Here is a 20880-nt window from a genome sequence, read left to right on the forward strand (position 1 = left end):
GTTATAAAATAAATGTATATACAACATGAGGATTCGATATTAATAAGAACAAATAACAGGATGATAATAATGTCGATTGAACTGAAAGAGACTGATGTTATCTGGCGTAATGCCAAACTTGCCACAATGAACCCTGCAATTAAACGCATTGATGGTAAAAATAATTACAGCATGTTAGAGCAACATGATTTAATCATACGGGATGAGAAGATCTTAGCCATTTTGCCGACAGGGAGTGTCCCAACGGGCCAATGTAAGATCATTGATGCAGAAAAACGGCTAATCACTCCTGGCTTAATCGATTGCCATACTCACTTAGTTTTTGGAGGAAATCGGGCTTCTGAATGGGAACAGCGCTTAAACGGTGTTTCCTATGAAGAAATTAGCGCACAGGGAGGAGGCATTAATTTTACTGTCAATGCAACCCGTAATAGTTCAGCCCAACAATTGGAAATTGCTGCGCAAAAACGTCTTAACGCTTTGATAGCTGAAGGTGTGACAACCATTGAAATGAAGTCGGGTTATGGTTTGGATCTGGCAAATGAAGAAAAACAATTGAATGTAGTGCGGGCATTGGCACAGAAAAACCCTATCGAAATCAGCCCGACATTACTTTCTGCCCACGCGACACCGCCTGAATATAAGCATAATCCTGATGCCTATATCGATTTAGTTTGCAACATTATCCTCCCTACACTCTGGCAAAAGCAGTTATTTGAATCTATAGATGTGTTTTGCGAAACCGTCGGTTTTAATCTCAATCAAACCAAACGCTTGTTTGATGCAGCAAAACGCTTGGGGATCCCCGTAAAAGGCCATGTGGAGCAGCTCACTAATTTAGGCGGCAGTGAACTGGTTGCTGAATATCAGGGCTTGTCAGTTGATCATATTGAATATCTGGATGAAAAAGGAATTAAAGCCATCAGCGATAGTGGGACGGTTGCCGTGCTACTGCCGGGTGCATTTTATTTCTTGCGGGAAACTAAACGTCCACCTGTTGAGTTATTGCGTCAATACGGGGTGCCGATGGCCATTTCGACGGATTTTAATCCGGGCACCAGTCCTTTTGCCTCTCTACGCCTGATTATGAACATGGCCTGTGTGCAATTTGGCTTAACGCCAGAAGAAGCGTGGCAGGGGGTAACTATCCATGCTGCGCGAGCATTAGGCCGGGGAGATAGCCACGGCCAATTGGCAGCAGGCTACATGGCTGATTTTGTTGTCTGGGATGCTGAAAACCCGGTTGATATTTTATATGAATTGGGGCACAACCCTCTGGTTCATCGTATCTATCGCGGCGAAATGACGCGATAAAATGATATGTCATGCCCACCTAAATAATATTAATTAAATGGCAAGGAATAGAACATGAATTTATGGCATCCGACATCAGAAAATATCTGGCAAGGGCGCAATGATCTCGCAGAAGCGGACAACGCACTGCGTGTGTTCCAGACAATACAACAACCCGCCCGTTTTTCTCCAGAAGAATACCCTCACCATATCGCTTTGTTGGGGTTTGAATGTGATGAAGGTGTAAAACTTAACCAAGGCCGCCCGGGGGCAAAGTTAGGGCCTGATTATTTGCGTCAGTCTTTGGCTAATTTGGCGAGTTATGATGGCCATGATCGGTTGGTTGATTTGGGTAATATTCGTGCTAATCCGGAAAAATTGAGTGAAGCACAAAGTGCACTCAGTGATGCGGTTTATCAATGCCAGCAGCAAAATATGAAGACACTTATTTTTGGTGGAGGGCATGAAACGGCATTTGCTCATGGTATGGGAATTTACCGCGCATTTCCGACTCAGCGTGTCGGCATTATCAACTTTGATGCCCACTTGGATCTGAGAAATTCGCCGCAGCCCACATCTGGTACGCCATTCCGCCAGCTTGCCCATTATTGCCAGCAGCAACAGCGCTTATTTAATTACACTTGTGTCGGGGCGAGTCTAGCTTCGAATACTCAAGCATTGCTGGATGAGGCCAATCACCTTGATGTCACCATCATCTGGGATACACATTGTGTCGAGTCCATGCTGGACAAAGTTCAGCAGCAATTACAAGATATCATTAATCAAGTTGATATTATTTACATGACTATTGACTTGGATGTGTTGCCAATTTGGCAAATGCCCGCAGTGTCAGCACCTGCGGCACTAGGGGTTCCACTAGACCGGTTATTGCCATTAATTCAGCTTATTTGCCAGAGTAAAAAGTTGCAGGCTGTAGATTTGGTCGAACTTAATCCTTTGTATGATATTCAAGGTATGGGAGGAAAAGCAGCAGCTCGTCTTGCGTGGCAGTTGGTGCACTGGTGGAATGGATAATCTGGTGGGATGAATAGAAAATTGAGGGAAGTAATTGTGACAACCGAGTTACCAGAGACAGTTGCCAAACCGGCACCTTTGTATGCCAAGCTCAAGCAAGCGATTATTGAGAAAATCTATACAGGGGAATGGAAACCACATGATCGGGTTCCTTCGGAAGCGGAACTGGTCAAACAATTTAATTGCAGCCGAATGACGGCCAATAGAGCACTGCGTGAACTTACGGCTGAAGGTTTTTTGTTCCGCCTGCAAGGTGTCGGTTCGTTTGTGTCTGAGCCAAAAGGGCAGTCCGCGTTGTTTGAAATTCACAGTATTGCGGATGAAATTACTTCACGCTCCCATCAGCATAGCTGTAAGGTGCTGAAACTATCTGAAGTGGAAGCCAATATAACGCAGGCAGCGGAATTTGGCATTGCTGTAGGTACACCAATCTATCATTCGATTATTGTTCACTATGAAAATGAAGTCCCTGTGCAAATTGAAGATCGCTATGTCAATGCACAGGCGGCACCGGAATATCTACGGCAAGATTTCAGCCAGCAAACTGCCCATGATTATTTATCGAAAGTCGCGCCTTTGACTGAAGGCGAACATGTTGTTGAAGCTGTTGCAGGTGATACTCGTTCTTGTCGGTTATTGCAAATCGAGGCCAATACGCCTTGTTTATTAATCAGCCGCCGAACTTGGTCGAAAGAATTTATTGTTTCCAGTGCGAAATTATTATTCCCCGGGCATCGCTATAAATTAAAGGGACATTTTAGTTCTTGAACTGCCAGACAGAACAAAAAAACCTCTTTTTATCCTAAAAGAAAAAAGAGGTTTTTTATTAATGGTTGTGAAAATAATGTAAATAAGATGTGATTCGAAACACAAAACCAGTAAAAATATTAGCCCATATCTTGCAGAATAAATCGTTATCATCTTATTGATATTTATAGTGAATGATAACACCTTCCAAATTATCGACTTTATCTGAGTCACATTTTTGCCTATTGAATATACATGTATATACAACTATACAATTAGAAAAATTCATAACAACAAATAGGTAAAACCGTGACGATACAAAATAATAAATTCCGCAACGTAATCATTCGAGCTCCCCGAGGAACACAACTCACAGCAAAAAGCTGGCTGACAGAAGCACCACTCCGTATGCTCATGAATAATCTTGATCCTGATGTTGCCGAGAATCCGAATGAACTGGTTGTTTATGGTGGGATAGGCCGTGCAGCCAGAAACTGGGAATGTTATGAGAAAATCGTTGAGAGTTTAAAAAATCTGGAAAGTAACGAAACGCTGCTGGTGCAATCAGGCAAGCCAGTGGGTGTTTTCAAGACACATGAAAACGCACCGCGTGTTTTAATTGCCAACTCAAATCTAGTTCCTCACTGGGCAACGTGGGAACATTTTAATGAATTGGATGCCAAGGGGCTGGCAATGTATGGCCAGATGACGGCCGGTAGCTGGATCTACATTGGCAGTCAGGGCATTGTACAGGGAACTTACGAAACTTTTGTGGAAGCAGGCCGTCAACACTACAACGGCAACTTGGCAGGTCGCTGGGTTCTGACCGCTGGCTTGGGTGGCATGGGCGGCGCTCAACCATTGGCTGCAACGTTGGCAGGTGTGACCTCATTGACCATTGAATGCCAGCAAAGTCGTATTGATTTCCGCCTGCGTACAAAATACGTGGATGAACAGGCTGCTGACCTTGATGATGCTCTGTCCCGAATTGAGCGCTATACCCGCGAAGGCAAAGCAATATCAATCGCATTGTGCGGTAATGCGGCAGAGATCTTGCCTGAACTGGTTCGCCGTGGTGTCCGTCCTGATATGGTGACAGACCAAACCAGTGCACACGATCCTTTGCATGGTTATTTACCGGCAGGCTGGACATGGGAAGAATATTGTCGCCGTGCCGAAATTGAGCCAGAAGTCGTGATTCAAGCGGCTAAAGCCTCAATGGCTGCGCATGTTGAAGCGATGCTTTTTTTCCAAAAGCAAGGCATACCTACTTTCGATTATGGCAATAACATTCGCCAAATGGCGAAAGAGTCGGGTGTTGAACACGCATTTGATTTCCCCGGTTTCGTTCCTGCTTATATTCGCCCCCTGTTTTGTCGCGGCATCGGGCCATTCCGCTGGGCTGCACTTTCCGGTTCACCGGAAGATATCTACAAAACCGACGCCAAAGTCAAAGAATTGTTACCCGATGACACTCATTTACACCGCTGGCTGGATATGGCGAGAGAACGCATCAGCTTCCAAGGACTGCCTGCGCGTATTTGCTGGGTAGGATTGGGGGATCGCGCGAAGTTGGGATTGGCATTCAACGAAATGGTACGTAGCGGGGAGCTGTCCGCGCCGATCGTGATTGGCCGTGACCATTTGGATTCTGGCTCTGTTGCCAGCCCTAACCGTGAAACGGAATCCATGCAAGATGGTTCCGATGCTGTCTCTGATTGGCCATTGCTCAATGCCTTGCTGAATACTGCCAGTGGCGCAACTTGGGTTTCCCTGCACCACGGTGGTGGCGTTGGTATGGGATTTTCACAGCATTCCGGCATGGTGATTGTTTGTGACGGCACTGATGAAGCTGCGGAAAGGATTGCCCGTGTTTTGCATAACGATCCGGCAACGGGCGTTATGCGCCATGCTGATGCTGGTTATGAGCTGGCTATCCAATGTGCAAAAGAGCAGGGCTTAAACCTGCCAATGGTTAATGAAAAATAAGGAGCGTTATTAATATGAAACATATAACTATTCATCCCGGAAAAATGACGCTTGAAGAATTACGCCATATTTACCAGCATCCTGTTCACATCCATCTGGATGGGCAATGTTTCCCTGCAATTGAAAACAGTGTCGCTTGCGTTAATCGCATCATCAGTGAAAACAGAACCGCTTATGGCATTAATACAGGCTTTGGTTTGTTGGCAAATACCCGCATTGCCGAGCAAGATCTGGAAGAATTGCAGCGCTCTATTGTTATGTCACACGCCGCAGGAGTGGGTGAGCCTTTGGCGGATGAAATTGTCCGATTGATTATGGTATTGAAGATTAACAGCCTAGCCCGGGGTTATTCTGGTATTCGTCTGGACGTTATTCAAGGGTTGATCGCGTTGGTCAATGCCGAAGTTTATCCTTACATTCCAAGTAAAGGTTCGGTTGGTGCTTCCGGGGATTTAGCGCCCTTGGCACACATGAGTCTATTACTGTTAGGCGAAGGGAAAGCACGTTATCGCGGCGAATGGTTGCCGGCAAAAGAAGCGCTGGAGAAAGCGGGGCTCAAGCCTATCACACTTGTTGCAAAAGAAGGCTTGGCATTGCTCAATGGCACACAAACCTCAACTGCTTTTGCATTGAAAGGGCTTTTTGCTGCGGAAGACCTGATGGCATCAGCCATTATTTGTGGTGCGATGTCAGTTGAAGCTGCACTAGGCTCCCGCAAACCATTTGATGCACGTATCCATGAAGCGCGTGGCCAGAAAGGCCAAATCGATGTTGCTACCCTTTATCGTCTGGTATTGGAAGAACAAAGTGGTATCTCTGAATCCCACAAAAACTGTGCAAAAGTTCAAGATCCTTATTCATTGCGTTGCCAGCCACAAGTGATGGGGGCTTGCTTAACCCAAATTCGTCACGCGGCTGATGTGATTATGGTTGAAGCCAATGCGGTTTCTGATAACCCGCTGGTATTCGCGGAAGAAGATGAAGTGATCTCTGGCGGCAATTTCCACGCTGAACCTGTTGCCATGGCATCAGATAATCTGGCTATTGCGCTGGCAGAAATAGGCTCTTTATCAGAGCGCCGCATTGCTTTGCTGATGGACAGCAATATGTCTCAATTGCCGCCATTCTTGGTTGAGAACAGCGGCGTAAATTCCGGCTTTATGATTGCACAGGTGACTGCGGCAGCTCTGGCTAGTGAAAACAAAGCGCTGTCACATCCTTCCAGCGTTGATAGTTTGCCAACTTCTGCTAATCAGGAAGATCATGTTTCCATGGCTCCCGCAGCAGGCCGCCGCTTATGGGAAATGGCCGATAATGTGCGTGGTATCTTGGCAATTGAATGGTTGACGGCTTCCCAGGGCATGGATTTCCGCCATGGTTTGCAAAGTAGCCCGATACTGGAAAAGGCACGCCATATCTTGCGTGAAAAAGTTGCGCATTATGATAAAGACCGCTTTTTTGCCCCGGACATTGATGAAGCCATTCAACTGTTGGCTAAGCAGCAACTTTCTGCATTGCTGCCTGCCGGGAAAATCTTAGCAAACTAAAGTACAATCACGTCGTTTCTGGCCGGGTAAGCCGGCCTTATCGTAGTATTTATCTTTCCAATCTAATAATAAAAGACATAAGGATAAATTATGCAAGACACTTCACAGCTTAAGCGAGGCTTAAGTGTTCGACATATTCGGTTTATGGCACTGGGATCGGCAATTGGCACAGGGCTTTTTTATGGTTCAGCGAGTGCCATACAAGCCGCAGGGCCGGCGGTATTGCTGGCCTATGCGATAGGCGGTGCTGCGGTTTTCATGGTCATGCGCGCCTTGGGGGAAATGGCGGTTCATCGTTCCGCCCCCGGATCTTTCTCCTATTATGCAACCCATTACTTAGGGCCGCTGGCGGGTTTTATGACCGGTTGGACTTACGTTTTTGAAATGCTGGTTGTTTGCCTTGCTGATGTCACCGCTTTCGGCATTTATATGAAACTTTGGTTTCCTCATGTCGAACAATGGATCTGGGTGCTCAGCATCGTGTTCTTTATTGGCGCGATCAATCTCTGTAATGTCAAAGTCTTTGGTGAAATGGAGTTTTGGCTTTCCATCATCAAGGTCGTGGCGATTATTGCCATGATTATCGGTGGTTTTTTCCTTATGATGAAAGGCTTTGGTCAAGAAGCCGAGCATGCTACGGGGCTGTCAAACTTATGGGAACATGGCGGGTTTATGCCGAATGGCATTGCAGGGATAATTGCTTCGTTTACGGTGGTTATGTTTGCATTCGGCGGTATTGAAGTCATTGGCATTACAGCCAGTGAAGCAAAAAACCCGGAAAAATCCATCCCGAAAGCAATTAACGCAGTTCCATTCCGCATTTTGCTATTTTATGTTTTGACGTTATTCGTTTTGATGTGTATCTATCCATGGAATCAAGTTGGTCAAAATGGCAGCCCATTTGTTCAGATATTTTCTAGTTTGGGAATTGATTCAGCGGCGAATATTTTGAATGTTGTGGTAATCACTGCTGCAATATCTGCAATCAATAGTGATATCTTTGGCGCGGGACGAATGATGTATGGTATGGCACATGAAAAACAGGCGCCTGCTGCTTTCTCTCAGCTCACTAAAAATGGTGTACCGTGGGTCACGGTTTTGGTGATGTCAGGGATCTTGTTGCTGGGTGTTGTTTTGAACTATTTATGGCCAGAGCAAATTTTCTTCATCATTGCTTCTGTCGCAACATTTGCAACTGTTTGGGTATGGTTGATGATTCTTCTGGCACAGTACACGATGCGGCGCAAGATGTCGGCAGAAGAAGCCAAAAACCTTAAATTCCCTGTTCCGTTTTGGCCTGTCGCTCCACTTTTGACAATTGCATTTATGGCATTTGTTATTGCTGTCTTGGGATATTTTCCCAAAACCCGGGCTGCATTATATGTAGGGGGAATATGGATAGCATTATTGACCATCAGCTATTATTTATGGGTGAAGAAAACAGTTAATCGCTAGCCATTTCACTGCCACCCTATACATATAGGGTGGCTTTTGCTTTCCTCTCTGTATATTTTATTTTCGGCAGTTTCATTTTTCCCAACGCGACTTCTTTCTTAATTCGGTGTTTTGTTAATAAATTTCGCCCTAAGGCAATTCATCCTAAGACAACTCTTATGCTAAGAAAGCTGATTTGTATTCGGGATCATGGCAAACTAACAAGTTGTTATATCTTTTTTTGTTGTTTGGAGGTGTTTTTTGGATAAGCTCTTAGCAGATGAAGCTGTTGCTGAACTGCATACCATTCTGGATGTGTTGCGTTGGTCAACCAGCCGTTTTAACGAAGCGAATATCTATTGTGGGCATACTACCTGCCACCCGTGGGATGAAGCTTTGCAGTTAGTACTTCCTACATTGCATTTGCCCTTGGATATTCCAGATTCAATGATGGCTTCACGTCTGACATCCACTGAACGTCAGCGCGTCGTAGAACTTGTTTTGCGTCGTGTTAATGACCGTGTTCCTGTTGCTTACCTGATAAATCGTGCTTGGTTCTGCGGCCATGAATTTTATGTCGATGAGCGGGTTTTGATTCCACGCTCACTGGTTAACGATTTGATTGACAAAAAGTTTGAGGGATTAATCTCACATCAGCCATCAGCAATTTTGGATCTTTGTACGGGAAGTGGCTGTATTGCCATTGCCTGCGCTCATGCATTCCCAGAAGCTGAAGTGGATGCTGTTGATATTTCTCCTGATGCTTTGGCTGTTACAGAAATAAATATAGAAAACCATAAAGTTTCCCAGCGCGTAATCCCGATTCTATCCGATCTATTCCGTGATATGCCGCCGGTGAAATACGACATCATTGTGACTAACCCTCCTTATGTTGATGAGGAAGATATCAATGACTTGCCTGATGAATATCATCATGAACCTGAGTTAGCGATGGCAGCAGGTGTTGATGGGTTGGAGCTGGCACGCCGTATTCTTGCAACTGCCCCTGATTTCCTTACGGAAGATGGAATACTGGTGTGTGAAGTCGGTAACAGCATGGTGCACCTGATTGAACAATACCCTGAAGTCCCATTCAAATGGATAGAATTTGATCATAACTTTGGTGATGGTGTTTTTGTATTAACTCGCCAGCAGCTTGTTGAAAATCATAAATATTTCCAGCAATTCAAAGATTAATATTTTTTCATACCACTCAATGGTTAAAGCAGAAATTTTATGACATAAAAGTCAAATAAAATTGTTGAAATAAGATAGGCTTTAATCATTGGGTGAGTTATTGTTATTCGATCTTATTTTTCAATACATAAATAATGATGGCAGGGTAAGAATGGCTGGGAATAGTATTGGGCAGTTTTTTCGTGTCACCACATTTGGTGAATCTCACGGTGTTGCATTGGGATGCATTGTCGATGGTGTTCCGCCGGGCATTGCTATTACAGAAGCTGATTTACAAATCGACTTAGACAGGCGCCGTCCGGGAACTTCCCGCTATACGACACAGCGTCGTGAACCTGATCAGGTTCGTATTCTTTCTGGTGTTTTTGAAGGTATGACAACAGGAACCAGCATTGGCCTGATGATTGAAAATACCGACCAGCGTTCACAAGATTACAGTGCAATCAAAGACGTTTTCCGCCCAGGCCATGCCGATTATACCTATGAACAGAAATATGGACTACGTGATTATCGCGGTGGCGGGCGTTCATCTGCCCGTGAAACAGCCATGCGTGTCGCTGCGGGAGCAATTGCCAAAAAATATTTGTTTGAAAAACATGGCATTCTGATCCGTGCGTGTCTGACCCAGATGGGAAATGTCCATTGCGAGTTGAAAGATTGGGATCTTGTTGAGCAAAACCCATTTTTTTGCCCGGATGCAAGCAAGTTGACCGAACTGGATGAATTGCTGCGCTTACTGAAAAAAGAGGGCGATTCCATTGGCGCAAAAGTGACTGTCGTTGCAGAAAATGTACCGGCAGGATTAGGCGAACCCGTTTTTGACCGCTTGGATGCAGATATTGCCCACGCTTTGATGAGCATAAATGCGGTAAAGGGCGTTGAAATCGGAGAGGGTTTTGGCGTGGTCAATTTACGCGGCAGCGAAAACCGCGATGAAATTACAGCACAAGGGTTCACCAGCAACCATGCTGGAGGCATTTTAGGTGGGATTAGCAGCAGCCAGCCGATTATTGCACATATTGCCTTGAAGCCGACATCCAGCATTATGGTTTCCGGCAAAACTATCAACCGCGAAGGGGAAGAGGTGGATATGGTAACCCGAGGTCGGCATGATCCATGCGTTGGCATTCGTGCTGTACCTATCGCAGAAGCAATGATGGCAATTGTGTTGATGGATCACTTACTTCGCCAACGGGCACAATGCGCTGACGTGACATCACCACTTCCACAATGGTAAACCAGTCTTGGAAGCTTGACCAAATCTCCGCTTAATGCAGAGAGATAACATGTGGTTAAAGGATAACATAGTGCTGAATAAGTCATCTTTCCTATAACAAATCATTGGTGCGGTGAATAATGGAATGGACGTCATTGGGTCTGGAAATTTATGGTCTTCTTTTTTTGGTAGCGGTAATTGCTGGGTTTATTGATTCGATTGCAGGTGGGGGAGGGTTATTGACCATTCCTGCCCTGCTATCGGTTGGTATTGCCCCTGTCCAGACATTGGCGACCAATAAACTGCAATCCGTCGGTAGTTCGCTTTCAGCCAGCCTTTACTTTGTCCGCCGTGGGATCGTGGATTGGCGATCCCAGCGTTTTGCGATTGTGATGACATGGATTGGCGCCATGTTGGGGGCTTTGCTGGTTCAATTTGTATCACCAGATTTTCTGCGTTATTTATTGCCGATATTAGTGATGATCATCGGCCTTTACTTCTTACTAATGCCCGGAATCGGCGTCGAAGATCGGTTACGCCGGATTGGCCCATTTGCATTCGGTTGCTTTGCAGGCTGCGGGATTGGTTTCTACGATGGGGTGTTTGGCCCGGGGGCGGGATCTTTTTTCGCGCTGTCTTACGTCATACTTTGTGGTTACAATTTGGCAAAAGCGACAGCCCATGCCAAGGTACTAAACTTCGCCTCCAATACCGGTGCATTGATGTTTTTTATCCTTAGCGGGCAAGTCTTATGGCTAGTAGGAATTGTGATGCTGATAGGGCAAATGATTGGTGCACGATTTGGGGCCAGTTTGGTGCTGAGTAAAGGGCAAAAAATCATTCGTCCAATGTTGGTAACAATTTCTTTTTTGATGAGCATCAAACTCCTCTATGACCAACACGGAGATACTGTCCATTCTTGGCTGGCATTTTATTTTTAATTTTAGGATCTTGCACTAACACATGATTGCACATCATTATCAACAACTGATTGAAATTTTTGATAATTGCTTTAGCGATGATTGTAATACCCGTTTAATAAAAGGTGATGATGAGCCGATTTATCTGCCGGCAGACAGTGATGTGAGCTACAACAGAATTGTATTTGCTCACGGTTTCTATGCGAGTGGATTACATGAAATTTCGCATTGGTGCATTGCAGGTAAAGAGCGTCGCAAATTGGTTGATTTTGGTTACTGGTACTGTCCTGACGGGCGCGATGCGCAAACACAGGCAGAGTTTGAAAAAGTAGAAATTAAACCACAGTCATTGGAATGGTTGTTTTGTGTCGCGGCAGGTTTTCCGTTCAATGTTAGTTGTGACAATCTGGAAGGAAATTTTGAACCGGATCGCATTGCTTTTCATCGAAAAGTTCATGCACAAATCATGCAATACCTCGAAAATGGAATACCCACACGTGCAGCACGCTTTATTCAAGCTCTGCAATCGTTTTACAATACGCCCCCATTAAAAGCAGAACATTTTCCTTATCCGGAAGATCTGTTCGCTAATTGAAATTGATTTTGAGGAAACACAATGCTCGCAGAGTTTGAAACACGCATTCTGGCACAAATTGATGATATGGTTGAACATGCCAGCGATGATGAATTATTTGCTGGTGGATACCTACGCGGGCATTTGACCCTGGCGGTTGCTGAATTAGAGCAGGAAGGCGCAACGACAGCCCAACAGCTTCATCAGCGTGTAGAAGAAAGTGTTCATAGAGCGATCAAAGCAGGTGAATTAACCCCACCAGACCAAGTTTTGGTTTTGGCAACATGGCAAAAATTGTTGGATAACGCAAGCGCTTGATTGATCACGTTCGATGCAATATTTTTTAGGGCTATTTATATAGCCCTTTATTTTTATTCTACGTAATTGCTTACCCATGATTACAAAAAAATTCGCCGTGGTTCTCAAAAATTAGAATAAATCGCAAGAGTTCAACATTTATTGATCTTTTTATCGTTAAAATGCGGTAAAGTTGCATGGTGATTTAATTGATATAACATGTGATTACGTTTAATAAATCTGATTTAAATCATATGATAAATAATTTGAGTGTTAATTTATTTAATTGTATTAAATTAATATTATTGAATTGAATATTGAAAAATAAATTCTATTTGTTTTGGTTTCTAGAGGAGTTATTTCTATGAAATTAGAATGAAATATCTTAAAAATAAAATTTTCAATTTAAATCTAATGTATTTTTTTCTTTGCAAATATTATTAATGGAACAACTGATGATTTAAACAATCAGTGATGGTAAGTTTAGATAGCTGCATGTTATGCAATTAAAAATTGCATTTACTTGAATAAGTAATAGGGGCACTTGATATTGGAGGTGACTATGCTCAGTGGGTTTTTAAGTTGCATTTCTGTCAAGAAAAATACGACATGAGAGGGTAGATATATACCTAATGGATTTCAAGTTGCTTCGCGGCGGCAGGGGAATTTATCCCCGGGAGCATAGATAGCTATGTGACCGGGGTGAATGAGTGTAGCCAACAAAGAGGTAGCTTGAAAGACGAAGGGTATAGAGTTAATAAAGCCAATGCAAATCGATTAAAGGGAAAAATAATTTCTTCTTAGAGAAGTTAAAATTGGAATGGGATCCTTAAGGAGAAGATACGATGAAGCAGGAAAGCAGTTCTGCCCAAAGTGAATATGGATATTATGCGGTCAGTGAGCAAGTGCTTTTGTTACCTGATAGTACGAATTCCAATTATTTAACAAGCGATGGAAAAAAAGAGATGAATACGACATTGGAAAAAAGAATTGAAAACTTGGAGTCAGATGCCACACAAATAAAAATAGATGTTGCCGTCATAAAATCGAACTATGCAACAAAATCAGATATTGAAACGATTAATACTCAGGTACATAAAGAAATTTCCTCCATTCGTGGAGATATGGCATTAAGAAATGACATAGTATCGATACGTGATGAGATGGCACTGAAGAGTGATACAACATCAATACATAGTGAAATGGTGAGACAACATGAAATGGTAGCTGTACGCCAGGAAATTTCATCCATAAATCAGGAAATCTCATCCATAAATCAGGAAATCTCATCCATACATCAAAGAATATCATCGTTACATGAAAATTTGTCTAATCAAATAACAGCTCAAACTAAGTGGATGGTAACAATGATGTTTGGCTTTGCGGGTGTTATAATTACAGCCATGAAACTCATGATTTGAATACTATGATCTCTATTCACTTAACAAAAAAGTCAGATGTAAGCCAACTATCAGCAATAGAATATTCAGCGGCACAACTGTTTCGTTTGATACCTGAATTATCTTGGATCGCTGATGGGCATGTACAAACTGAACAACAACATCTGGATTATATCTCGCAAAGTAATAGTTGGGTTGCCCTTAGTGAAGGGGGTCACCCTGTTGGTTTTATTTTGGCTTCATCATTGGATGATGGGTTGCACATAATGGAGCTTTCTGTGCATCAACACTGGCAAAAAAAAGGAATTGGTAAGGCATTAATTGAGAAGGTTGTTCAGGTTGCAAAGCAGCGACATCTTGCGGCAGTTACATTGACGACTTTTCGGGATGTTTATTGGAATGCTCCTTATTATCAACGGTTAGGATTTAATATATTAGAACCTCAACAAATTACGGAAGCCTTGCATCAAATATTACAAAATGAAATTGATTACGGTTTTACTCAGGAACAACGTTGTGCAATGAGACTCACGATCAGCGCACATTCCGATCAACGTACGTGAAGGGTAGATTGATTTTTGATAGTAGAAGTATTGGAATATGCATCAGGCATAGTATTTACTAGCGATAGTATTTATTGGGCATAGCTTTACTAGGTATCGTATTTATTGCCTGATGCTTTCCATAAATAACACGTTATTGCTGCCCTCTCCAAAACTCAGAGGCGGTAAACCAATACGCTATGTTAAGGCTTCTCTGTTCTAACCGCTTTACCACGTAAAAGTTTCCTAACCCAGAATCGGTTTGGGTGCAAGGCTGCTAGAGTTTCATCATCAAGCGGCAACGCTTCACCAAAAATCTGGCTGGCTAGCAATTCAGCGCTTAAAGGCGCAGAACATAAACCACGGGAACCTAACGCACCGAGAACGAACAAGTTGGGGTAACAAGGGGATTCTGCAATGGTATTGCCAGTATTTATCTGTTGGGGTAGGTCTGCGTATTTATTCATAATGTCACTGAAAACAGGAACATTGCCAACCATTGGCATGTGATCCCTAATAACGCAACGTATACCTTGGCGGGATTTTTCTTCAGAAATATCCACTTGTTGTACCCAATCAACATCAGGAAAGCATTTTAATAAACGATCTTGGTTTTCTTGCTGTTCGATAGGAGAGTATTGCGTGCTCAGTTGATTGCGTTGGTAGCTGGCTCCAATGCAGTGATATTTATTATGTGGATTAACAGGCGTCATATATCCATCGTAGCACAATACACTTCTCAATTTGCTGAGAGTATCAGTAGTAGGAATATGGCTGACTTGCCCCCGCACAGCAGTAACGGGAAGTTTTTCAGTCTGCTCAAATTGAGTCATGCAATGGCCGTTGGCAACTATAACAACTCTGTGATTTTTGTGGTGCTGTTTTTCTTGATGCTCAATATCTAATTGCCAACCATTTTCATTTTGAGTTAATCGGGTAACTTTGTGGTTGAAATGCACTTGCATTCCTCGTTGTGCTGCAAGTTTAATGACAGCTTGAGTTAATTGTGCGGGATATAACCATCCACCTTGCGGATAGTGTATGCCATGATAATTAACATCCAATCCACTTATATCACTTAATTGTTGGCGCTCCATACCAAATGCAATTTCTTCCGGCCACACAGTTTGCAGCATCTTGGCAATTTTATGTTCACTTTTTTCATCGTAAGCCAATTGACTAACGCCGCACCATTGATGATCAAACAATACATCTTCATTAACTAATTGATCATACTGGCGACGAGCAAAGGTAAATGCGGATGTAAAAAAGCGTTCTAGTGGGTCGTTTCGCCCATTCAGTAAGGGGTAGAGAGCGCCTTGCTGATTACCTGAAGCATTCTGGGCTGGTTGTTCATCTTGGCAATATAATGTGACTTTTGCTCCACGTCGCAATAGAGCGAGTGCGGTTAGCGCGCTGGCAATGCCGCCACCGATAATGGCAATGTCATCGGTGTGAGTGGCCGATTGGCGAGCAAACCAAGGAGAATGAACGAGGTTAGGGGAGCCGGCACATGGTGATAAGACACCCGTCAGCATCTCTCTTTTGCGTCCAAATCCTTTCACCTTTGTGACGGTAAAACCCGCTTCCTGTAATCCTCGTCGAACCATTCCTGCGGATGTAAAAGTTGCAAAAGTGCCTTCTGGGCGGCAAAATTTTGCCATTGCAGCGAACAGTTGTTCGCTCCACATCTGTGGATTTTTTGGCGGTGCGAAACCATCTAAAAACCAGGCGTCAATTTTTCCGGTCAGGTTTGAAGTTATCTCTGGTAATAGATCATTTACATCACCAAACCAAAGATCCAAAGTGACAGCACCATTATCGAGAATTAATCTATGGCAACCCGCAAGCGGTAGAGGCCATTGCTGATATAATTGTTCAGAAAACGATTGAAGTTCCGGCCAGCGTTGATGCGCAATTTTCAAATCGGTTGGTTTTAAAGGATATTTTTCAAAACTGATGTAATGCAGCCGTTTTAAAGGTGCTTCGGGATGTTGTTGCCTGAAGAGGGAAAAAGCTCGCCACAGCGTCAGGAAATTTAACCCGGTGCCAAATCCTGTTTCTGCAACAACGCAGCTTGCCCGGTTATGTGTATTAAAGCGCTGAGGAAAATTATTGCCTTTTAAAAATACATATAGGGTTTCTTCTAAACCATCTTGATTTGAAAAATAAACATCATCAAACTGTGTTGAAATAGGAGTACCTTGTTCATTCCAGCTTAGGGTTGCGCTGTTGATAGCACTGTGTTTCACAATAATGCCTGTGTTGTTAGTGAAGATAATTTAGTGATTTTAACGGTCTTCATTGAGTTGCACCACCCGCAGCAGAAGTTCACAACAGAGTCTAGATCAATTTTTCCGTGAATTTTTAACCTGATCGGACTTGTTCGGCGTACAAGTGTACGCTAAAGTGCGGGAGAAGAAATCCCGCAGGTAAACATATTGATGAGGTAAGTAATGAAACGTGCAGTGATCACTGGTCTGGGTATTGTTTCCAGTATTGGTAATAACCAGAAAGAGGTGCTGGAGTCTCTAAAAGAGGGCCGTTCCGGGATAACTTTCTCAGAAAAATTCAAAGAAATAGGAATGCGCAGCCATGTTTGGGGCAATGTGAAATTGGATACAGCAGGTTTAATCGACCGTAAAATCCAGCGTTTCATGAGTGACGCATCTGTTTATGCTTATCTGGCAATGGACGAAGCTATTAAAGATTCAGGGCTGTCTGAAGACCAAATTTCTAACCTTAGAACTGGGTTGGTTGTCGGCTCAGGTGGTGGTTCACCGTATAACCAAGTGGCAGGCTCTGATGGCATGCGTGCCCGCGGGTTGCGTGGTGTCGGGCCTTACATGGTGACACGCGCAATGGCTTCCGGTGTTTCTGCCTGCTTGGCAACGCCTTTTAAAATCAAGGGTGTTAACTACTCCATAAGCTCGGCTTGTTCAACGTCTGCCCATTGTATTGGTCATGCTGTTGAATTAATCCAGCTTGGTAAGCAAGATGTCATTTTTGCTGGCGGTGGTGAAGAATTAAGTTGGGAAATGGCTTGTGAATTTGATGCAATGGGAGCCCTTTCCACTAAATATAATGAGTCACCAGAGCGTGCATCCCGTACTTATGACCAAAACCGAGATGGCTTCGTCATCGCTGGCGGCGGCGGAATTGTTGTTGTTGAAGAATTAGAACACGCACTGGCTCGCGGCGCACATATTTATGCTGAGATTGTTGGTTACGGGGCAAACTCAGATGGTGCGGATATGGTTGCTCCTTCTGGAGAAGGTGCAGTGCGTTGTATGAAAATGGCACTGGACAGTATTGAAGGCGGCGTAGATTACATCAATACCCATGGTACTTCCACACCGATTGGTGATTTGAAAGAACTTGAAGCCATCAGAGAAGTTTTCGGCGATGATACACCTGCCATTTCGGCCACAAAGGCAATGACAGGGCATTCATTGGGGGCAGCAGGCGCTCATGAAGCCATTTATAGTTTGCTCATGCTGGAACATGGTTTTATTGCACCAAGTATCAATATCAACGACCTGGATGAAAAAGCGTTGGGTATGAATATTGTGACCAAACCTACTGAACAAGAACTAAAAACGGTAATGTCCAATAGCTTTGGGTTTGGTGGTACAAATGCTTCCCTGGTGATGCGCAAGTACTCAAATTGATGCTTTAAATAACGTAAAAATTGTTAAGCAATATAAAAGCCAACCCATTGAATAGATGAGTTGGCTTTTTACTTATGAAATTATGATTTTTGGTGGCGACGTTTATTAATAATGCGAAGAACGGGTGGAATGGTGAGCACCAATATTGCCAGAATCAGTAAAACTTGAGCGATAGTGCTGCTCCACAGAATTTCAAAATTTCCATTACTGATAGATAATGCCCGGCGTAAATTTTGCTCCAGCATTTCACCTAACACGAACCCTAGTATTAATGGGGACATCGGGAAGTTCATTTTTCGCAGAATGTAACCGAAAACGCCCAATCCAACCATCAACATAAGATCGAATGTCGTGCTGTGAACTGCATAGACGCCAACAGCTGAAACAATCGCTATAGATGGCACAAGGAACCATGTTGGAATATTCAGCATGCGGGTAAATACCCCGATCATCGGAATATTCATAATCAGCAACAAAATGTTGGCAATCAACAAAGCAGCGATAAGGCCCCAAACAATATCTGGCTGTTCTGTGAACATAGCCGGGCCTGGAGTGATGTTATAAAGAGTCAGTGCACCTATCATTACCGCTGTTGTACCTGAACCGGGTACACCAAGAGTGAGCATTGGAATGAATGAGCCACATGCCGAAGCATTATTGGCGGCTTCAGGGGCTGCTACACCACGGATATCACCTTTGCCGAACGAATCGCTGTTTCCGCTGAGTCGTTTTTCTGTCATATAAGTGATTGCACTGGCGATGGTTGCCCCGGCACCGGGAAGTATCCCCACAAAAAAACCGATGACTGATGAACGCAATGTTGGCCCTACACAAACCGCCGCTTCTTTTCGATTGAACAACAGGCGCCCGGTTTGGCTGATGACCTTTTGCCCTGAAGATGTTTTCTCCAGCATGAGCAAAATTTCACTGACTGAAAACAGGCCAATCACAACTACAATGAATTGAATCCCATCGGAGAGATGGACGCTATCAAAGGTAAAGCGGTAAACCCCCGTATTGGAATCTACTCCAACGGTAGCCAAGCTCAAGCCTATCAATGCAGCCAATAATGATTTCACCGGATTTTGACTCATCATGCTGCCAAGGCAGGCAATGGCAAAAACCATTAATGCAAAATATTCAGCAGGCCCGAAAGCTAAAGACCATTTTGCTAAAAGAGGAGCAAACAAAATGATACCGGTAATAGCGAGAAGTGAACCACAGAATGAACTGACGGCTGAAATAGAAAGAGCAACGCCTGCCCGTCCCTGTTTTGCCATCGGATGACCATCCAAAGCGGTCATAATGGCAGCGGCATCACCCGGTACGTTTAGTAAAATCGAGGAAATGCGCCCTCCGTATTCACACCCAATGTAGACAGTTGCCAGTAAAATTAAGGCGGACTCGGCAGGAAGTTTTAATGCAAAAGCCAGCGGCAGCAAGATAGCTACCCCATTTATAGGGCCGAGGCCAGGCAGTAAGCCCACAATAGTGCCAATAAAGCAGCCAATTAAGGCAATGACTAAGTTTTTGGGAACCAAGGCAACTTCAAATCCCTGACTCAGATATAACCAAGTTTCCATCTCTGTCTCCTTAACTGAGCCAAGCGCCGACGGGAAGCGTGACGTCCAATAGGCGGTCGAAAGCGAAAAACAGTGAAATGCCAAGAAATATGCCGGAAGTCACTGCTGCCGTGAGCGTTGCGTTAAATAATAATGCTACGCTGATGGTCAATAATATTGTTGCCAAAGGAAAACCCAGCCACTCAAATGACCATGCATAAATGGCGAGTGAGGCGATCAACAAAATTAAGCGACGTAGCACTTGTGGCGTTGGCCAATGAATGAGATCAGGTTTTTTGAATAGCAACAGTAATGAACAGAACGCCATTAATAAAATAATGGCAATTGGAAATGGGCGGGGGCCTAGAGGTTCATAGCTATATTCGCTATGAATTCCCCAGCCAATGAATAAACCAATCCCACACAACACCAGCCATACAGAGGCAAAAATACGATCGCTCATGATGGCACTCCCATTATTTTGCTAAACCAAAGGATTTGGCCATTTCATGGTATTGGACAACTTGTTTTTTCACATACTCATCCAGCTCCTTACCTGTCATATTAAATTCAAATAATCCACGTAACTCACGCTGTTTTTTGAATTCTGCGGTTTGCTGTAATTTTTTAAAGGTATCTACCCACCATTGGTATTGTTCATCAGAAACTTTTGGCCCGACATAGAAACCGCGAATGACCGGCCAAACGAGATCATAACCTTGTTCTTTTGCAGTCGGGATCTTTGATAATTCCCCGTCCAGACGTTTGTCAGCATAAACGGCAAGAACGCGGATTTTGTCAGCATTAAGATAAGGTAAAGTTTCGCTTAGATCGCCAGAAACCACCTGAATGTGATTTCCCAACAAGGCAGTGATAGGTTCACCACCTCCTTCAAATGCGACATAGCGCATCTTGCGGGGGTCAATACCGGCTTCTTTTGCCAGCAATGCAGTTTTCATCCAATCCTGGCTGCCAATGGAAGCACCGGCACCAAATACAATGCTGTCAGGCGCTTTCTTGAATGCTTCCATCAAATCGGTCAACGTCTTATAAGGTGAGTCATGACGAACGGCTATCATGCCGTAGTCTGTACCGACACTGGCCAGCCAACGCACATCATTCACGTTGTAACGACCGAATTTCCCTTGGGCCAGATTCAACAGAGAACCGCCGGAAAAAGCTACAATGGTGCCCGGTTCCGCGGGTCGTTGAGCGATAATGGCGTTATAGGCGACTGCCCCGACACCACCTGGCATGAATGTGACTCGCATTGGAGAGCTGATTGCTTTGGTATCCAATAATGAAACCTGGACAAGTTTGCAGGTTAAATCAAATCCGCCACCGGGTTTAGCGGGAGCAATACATTCGGTTCTGCTCGGAGCGTCGATTGCAAATGCATGGGAACAAAAAATCAGGCCTGTTGCTGTTAATAATGTTTTTAATGTTTTCATCTTGA

The 20880-nt window shown here is 43.9% G+C and carries 18 protein-coding genes; 14 read left to right on the forward strand and 4 right to left on the reverse strand.

The window, feature by feature from the left end:
* The first annotated feature begins 69 nt into the window (after positions 1-69).
* The 13 genes from hutI (at position 70) to FE392_RS14065 (ending at position 14212) form a co-directional block, all read left to right on the forward strand.
* A complete protein-coding gene (gene hutI / locus FE392_RS14005; RefSeq protein ID WP_319930836.1) occupies positions 70-1314 on the forward strand; it encodes an imidazolonepropionase in 1245 nt (414 codons plus the stop codon).
* A 54-nt stretch (positions 1315-1368) separates the two neighbouring features.
* Positions 1369-2328, forward strand: a complete 960-nt coding sequence (gene hutG / locus FE392_RS14010; protein ID WP_319930837.1) for a formimidoylglutamase — start codon at positions 1369-1371, stop codon at positions 2326-2328.
* Between the two features lie 9 nt (positions 2329-2337).
* A complete protein-coding gene (gene hutC / locus FE392_RS14015) occupies positions 2338-3096 on the forward strand; it encodes a histidine utilization transcriptional repressor HutC (RefSeq protein ID WP_439153489.1) in 759 nt (252 codons plus the stop codon).
* 288 nt (positions 3097-3384) lie between these two features.
* Positions 3385-5064 (forward strand): urocanate hydratase, encoded by a 1680-nt coding sequence (gene hutU, locus FE392_RS14020; protein WP_319930838.1) that lies wholly within the window; start codon positions 3385-3387, stop codon positions 5062-5064.
* A gap of 14 nt (positions 5065-5078) precedes the next feature.
* Complete coding sequence (gene hutH, locus FE392_RS14025; protein ID WP_319930839.1) at positions 5079-6611, forward strand: histidine ammonia-lyase; 1533 nt, start codon at positions 5079-5081, stop codon at positions 6609-6611.
* Between the two features lie 90 nt (positions 6612-6701).
* Positions 6702-8066 (forward strand): amino acid permease, encoded by a 1365-nt coding sequence (locus FE392_RS14030; RefSeq protein WP_319930840.1) that lies wholly within the window; start codon positions 6702-6704, stop codon positions 8064-8066.
* A gap of 240 nt (positions 8067-8306) precedes the next feature.
* Positions 8307-9242, forward strand: coding sequence for a 50S ribosomal protein L3 N(5)-glutamine methyltransferase (prmB, locus tag FE392_RS14035; RefSeq protein WP_319930841.1), 936 nt, complete (start codon positions 8307-8309; stop codon positions 9240-9242).
* A 151-nt stretch (positions 9243-9393) separates the two neighbouring features.
* Positions 9394-10479 carry a chorismate synthase gene (gene aroC / locus FE392_RS14040; protein ID WP_319930842.1) on the forward strand — a complete coding sequence of 362 codons (1086 nt, stop codon included), beginning with the start codon at positions 9394-9396 and terminating at the stop codon, positions 10477-10479.
* A gap of 119 nt (positions 10480-10598) precedes the next feature.
* Positions 10599-11399, forward strand: coding sequence for a sulfite exporter TauE/SafE family protein (locus FE392_RS14045; RefSeq protein WP_319930843.1), 801 nt, complete (start codon positions 10599-10601; stop codon positions 11397-11399).
* 22 nt (positions 11400-11421) lie between these two features.
* Positions 11422-11973 (forward strand): elongation factor P hydroxylase, encoded by a 552-nt coding sequence (locus FE392_RS14050; RefSeq protein WP_319930844.1) that lies wholly within the window; start codon positions 11422-11424, stop codon positions 11971-11973.
* Positions 11974-11994: 21 nt separating this feature from the next.
* Complete coding sequence (locus tag FE392_RS14055) at positions 11995-12270, forward strand: YfcL family protein (protein WP_319930845.1); 276 nt, start codon at positions 11995-11997, stop codon at positions 12268-12270.
* Positions 12271-13094: 824 nt separating this feature from the next.
* A complete protein-coding gene (locus tag FE392_RS14060; protein WP_319930846.1) occupies positions 13095-13670 on the forward strand; it encodes a hypothetical protein in 576 nt (191 codons plus the stop codon).
* 5 nt (positions 13671-13675) lie between these two features.
* Positions 13676-14212: a GNAT family N-acetyltransferase gene (locus FE392_RS14065; protein ID WP_319930889.1), complete on the forward strand. Its 537-nt coding sequence runs from the start codon at positions 13676-13678 to the stop codon at positions 14210-14212.
* A gap of 182 nt (positions 14213-14394) precedes the next feature.
* Here FE392_RS14065 and mnmC read toward each other — a convergent pair whose 3' ends face one another.
* Positions 14395-16443, reverse strand: coding sequence for a bifunctional tRNA (5-methylaminomethyl-2-thiouridine)(34)-methyltransferase MnmC2/FAD-dependent 5-carboxymethylaminomethyl-2-thiouridine(34) oxidoreductase MnmC1 (gene mnmC / locus FE392_RS14070; RefSeq protein WP_319930847.1), 2049 nt, complete (start codon positions 16441-16443; stop codon positions 14395-14397).
* Positions 16444-16647: 204 nt separating this feature from the next.
* Between mnmC and fabB the strand changes: the two genes are divergently transcribed.
* Positions 16648-17862, forward strand: coding sequence for a beta-ketoacyl-ACP synthase I (gene fabB / locus FE392_RS14075; protein WP_319930848.1), 1215 nt, complete (start codon positions 16648-16650; stop codon positions 17860-17862).
* 80 nt (positions 17863-17942) lie between these two features.
* Here the strand turns inward: fabB and FE392_RS14080 are convergent, their stop codons facing one another.
* Genes FE392_RS14080 through FE392_RS14090 form a run of 3 tightly spaced genes read right to left on the reverse strand, consistent with a single transcriptional unit; the run spans position 17943 to position 20875 of the window.
* Positions 17943-19445: a tripartite tricarboxylate transporter permease gene (locus FE392_RS14080; RefSeq protein WP_319930849.1), complete on the reverse strand. Its 1503-nt coding sequence runs from the start codon at positions 19443-19445 to the stop codon at positions 17943-17945.
* 10 nt (positions 19446-19455) lie between these two features.
* Complete coding sequence (locus FE392_RS14085) at positions 19456-19887, reverse strand: tripartite tricarboxylate transporter TctB family protein (RefSeq protein WP_319930850.1); 432 nt, start codon at positions 19885-19887, stop codon at positions 19456-19458.
* A 13-nt stretch (positions 19888-19900) separates the two neighbouring features.
* Positions 19901-20875 carry a Bug family tripartite tricarboxylate transporter substrate binding protein gene (locus tag FE392_RS14090; RefSeq protein WP_439153490.1) on the reverse strand — a complete coding sequence of 325 codons (975 nt, stop codon included), beginning with the start codon at positions 20873-20875 and terminating at the stop codon, positions 19901-19903.
* Positions 20876-20880 lie beyond the last annotated feature (5 nt).

This window comes from Xenorhabdus santafensis, assembly GCF_033949405.1.
In the GTDB taxonomy this organism is placed as follows: domain Bacteria; phylum Pseudomonadota; class Gammaproteobacteria; order Enterobacterales; family Enterobacteriaceae; genus Xenorhabdus; species Xenorhabdus santafensis.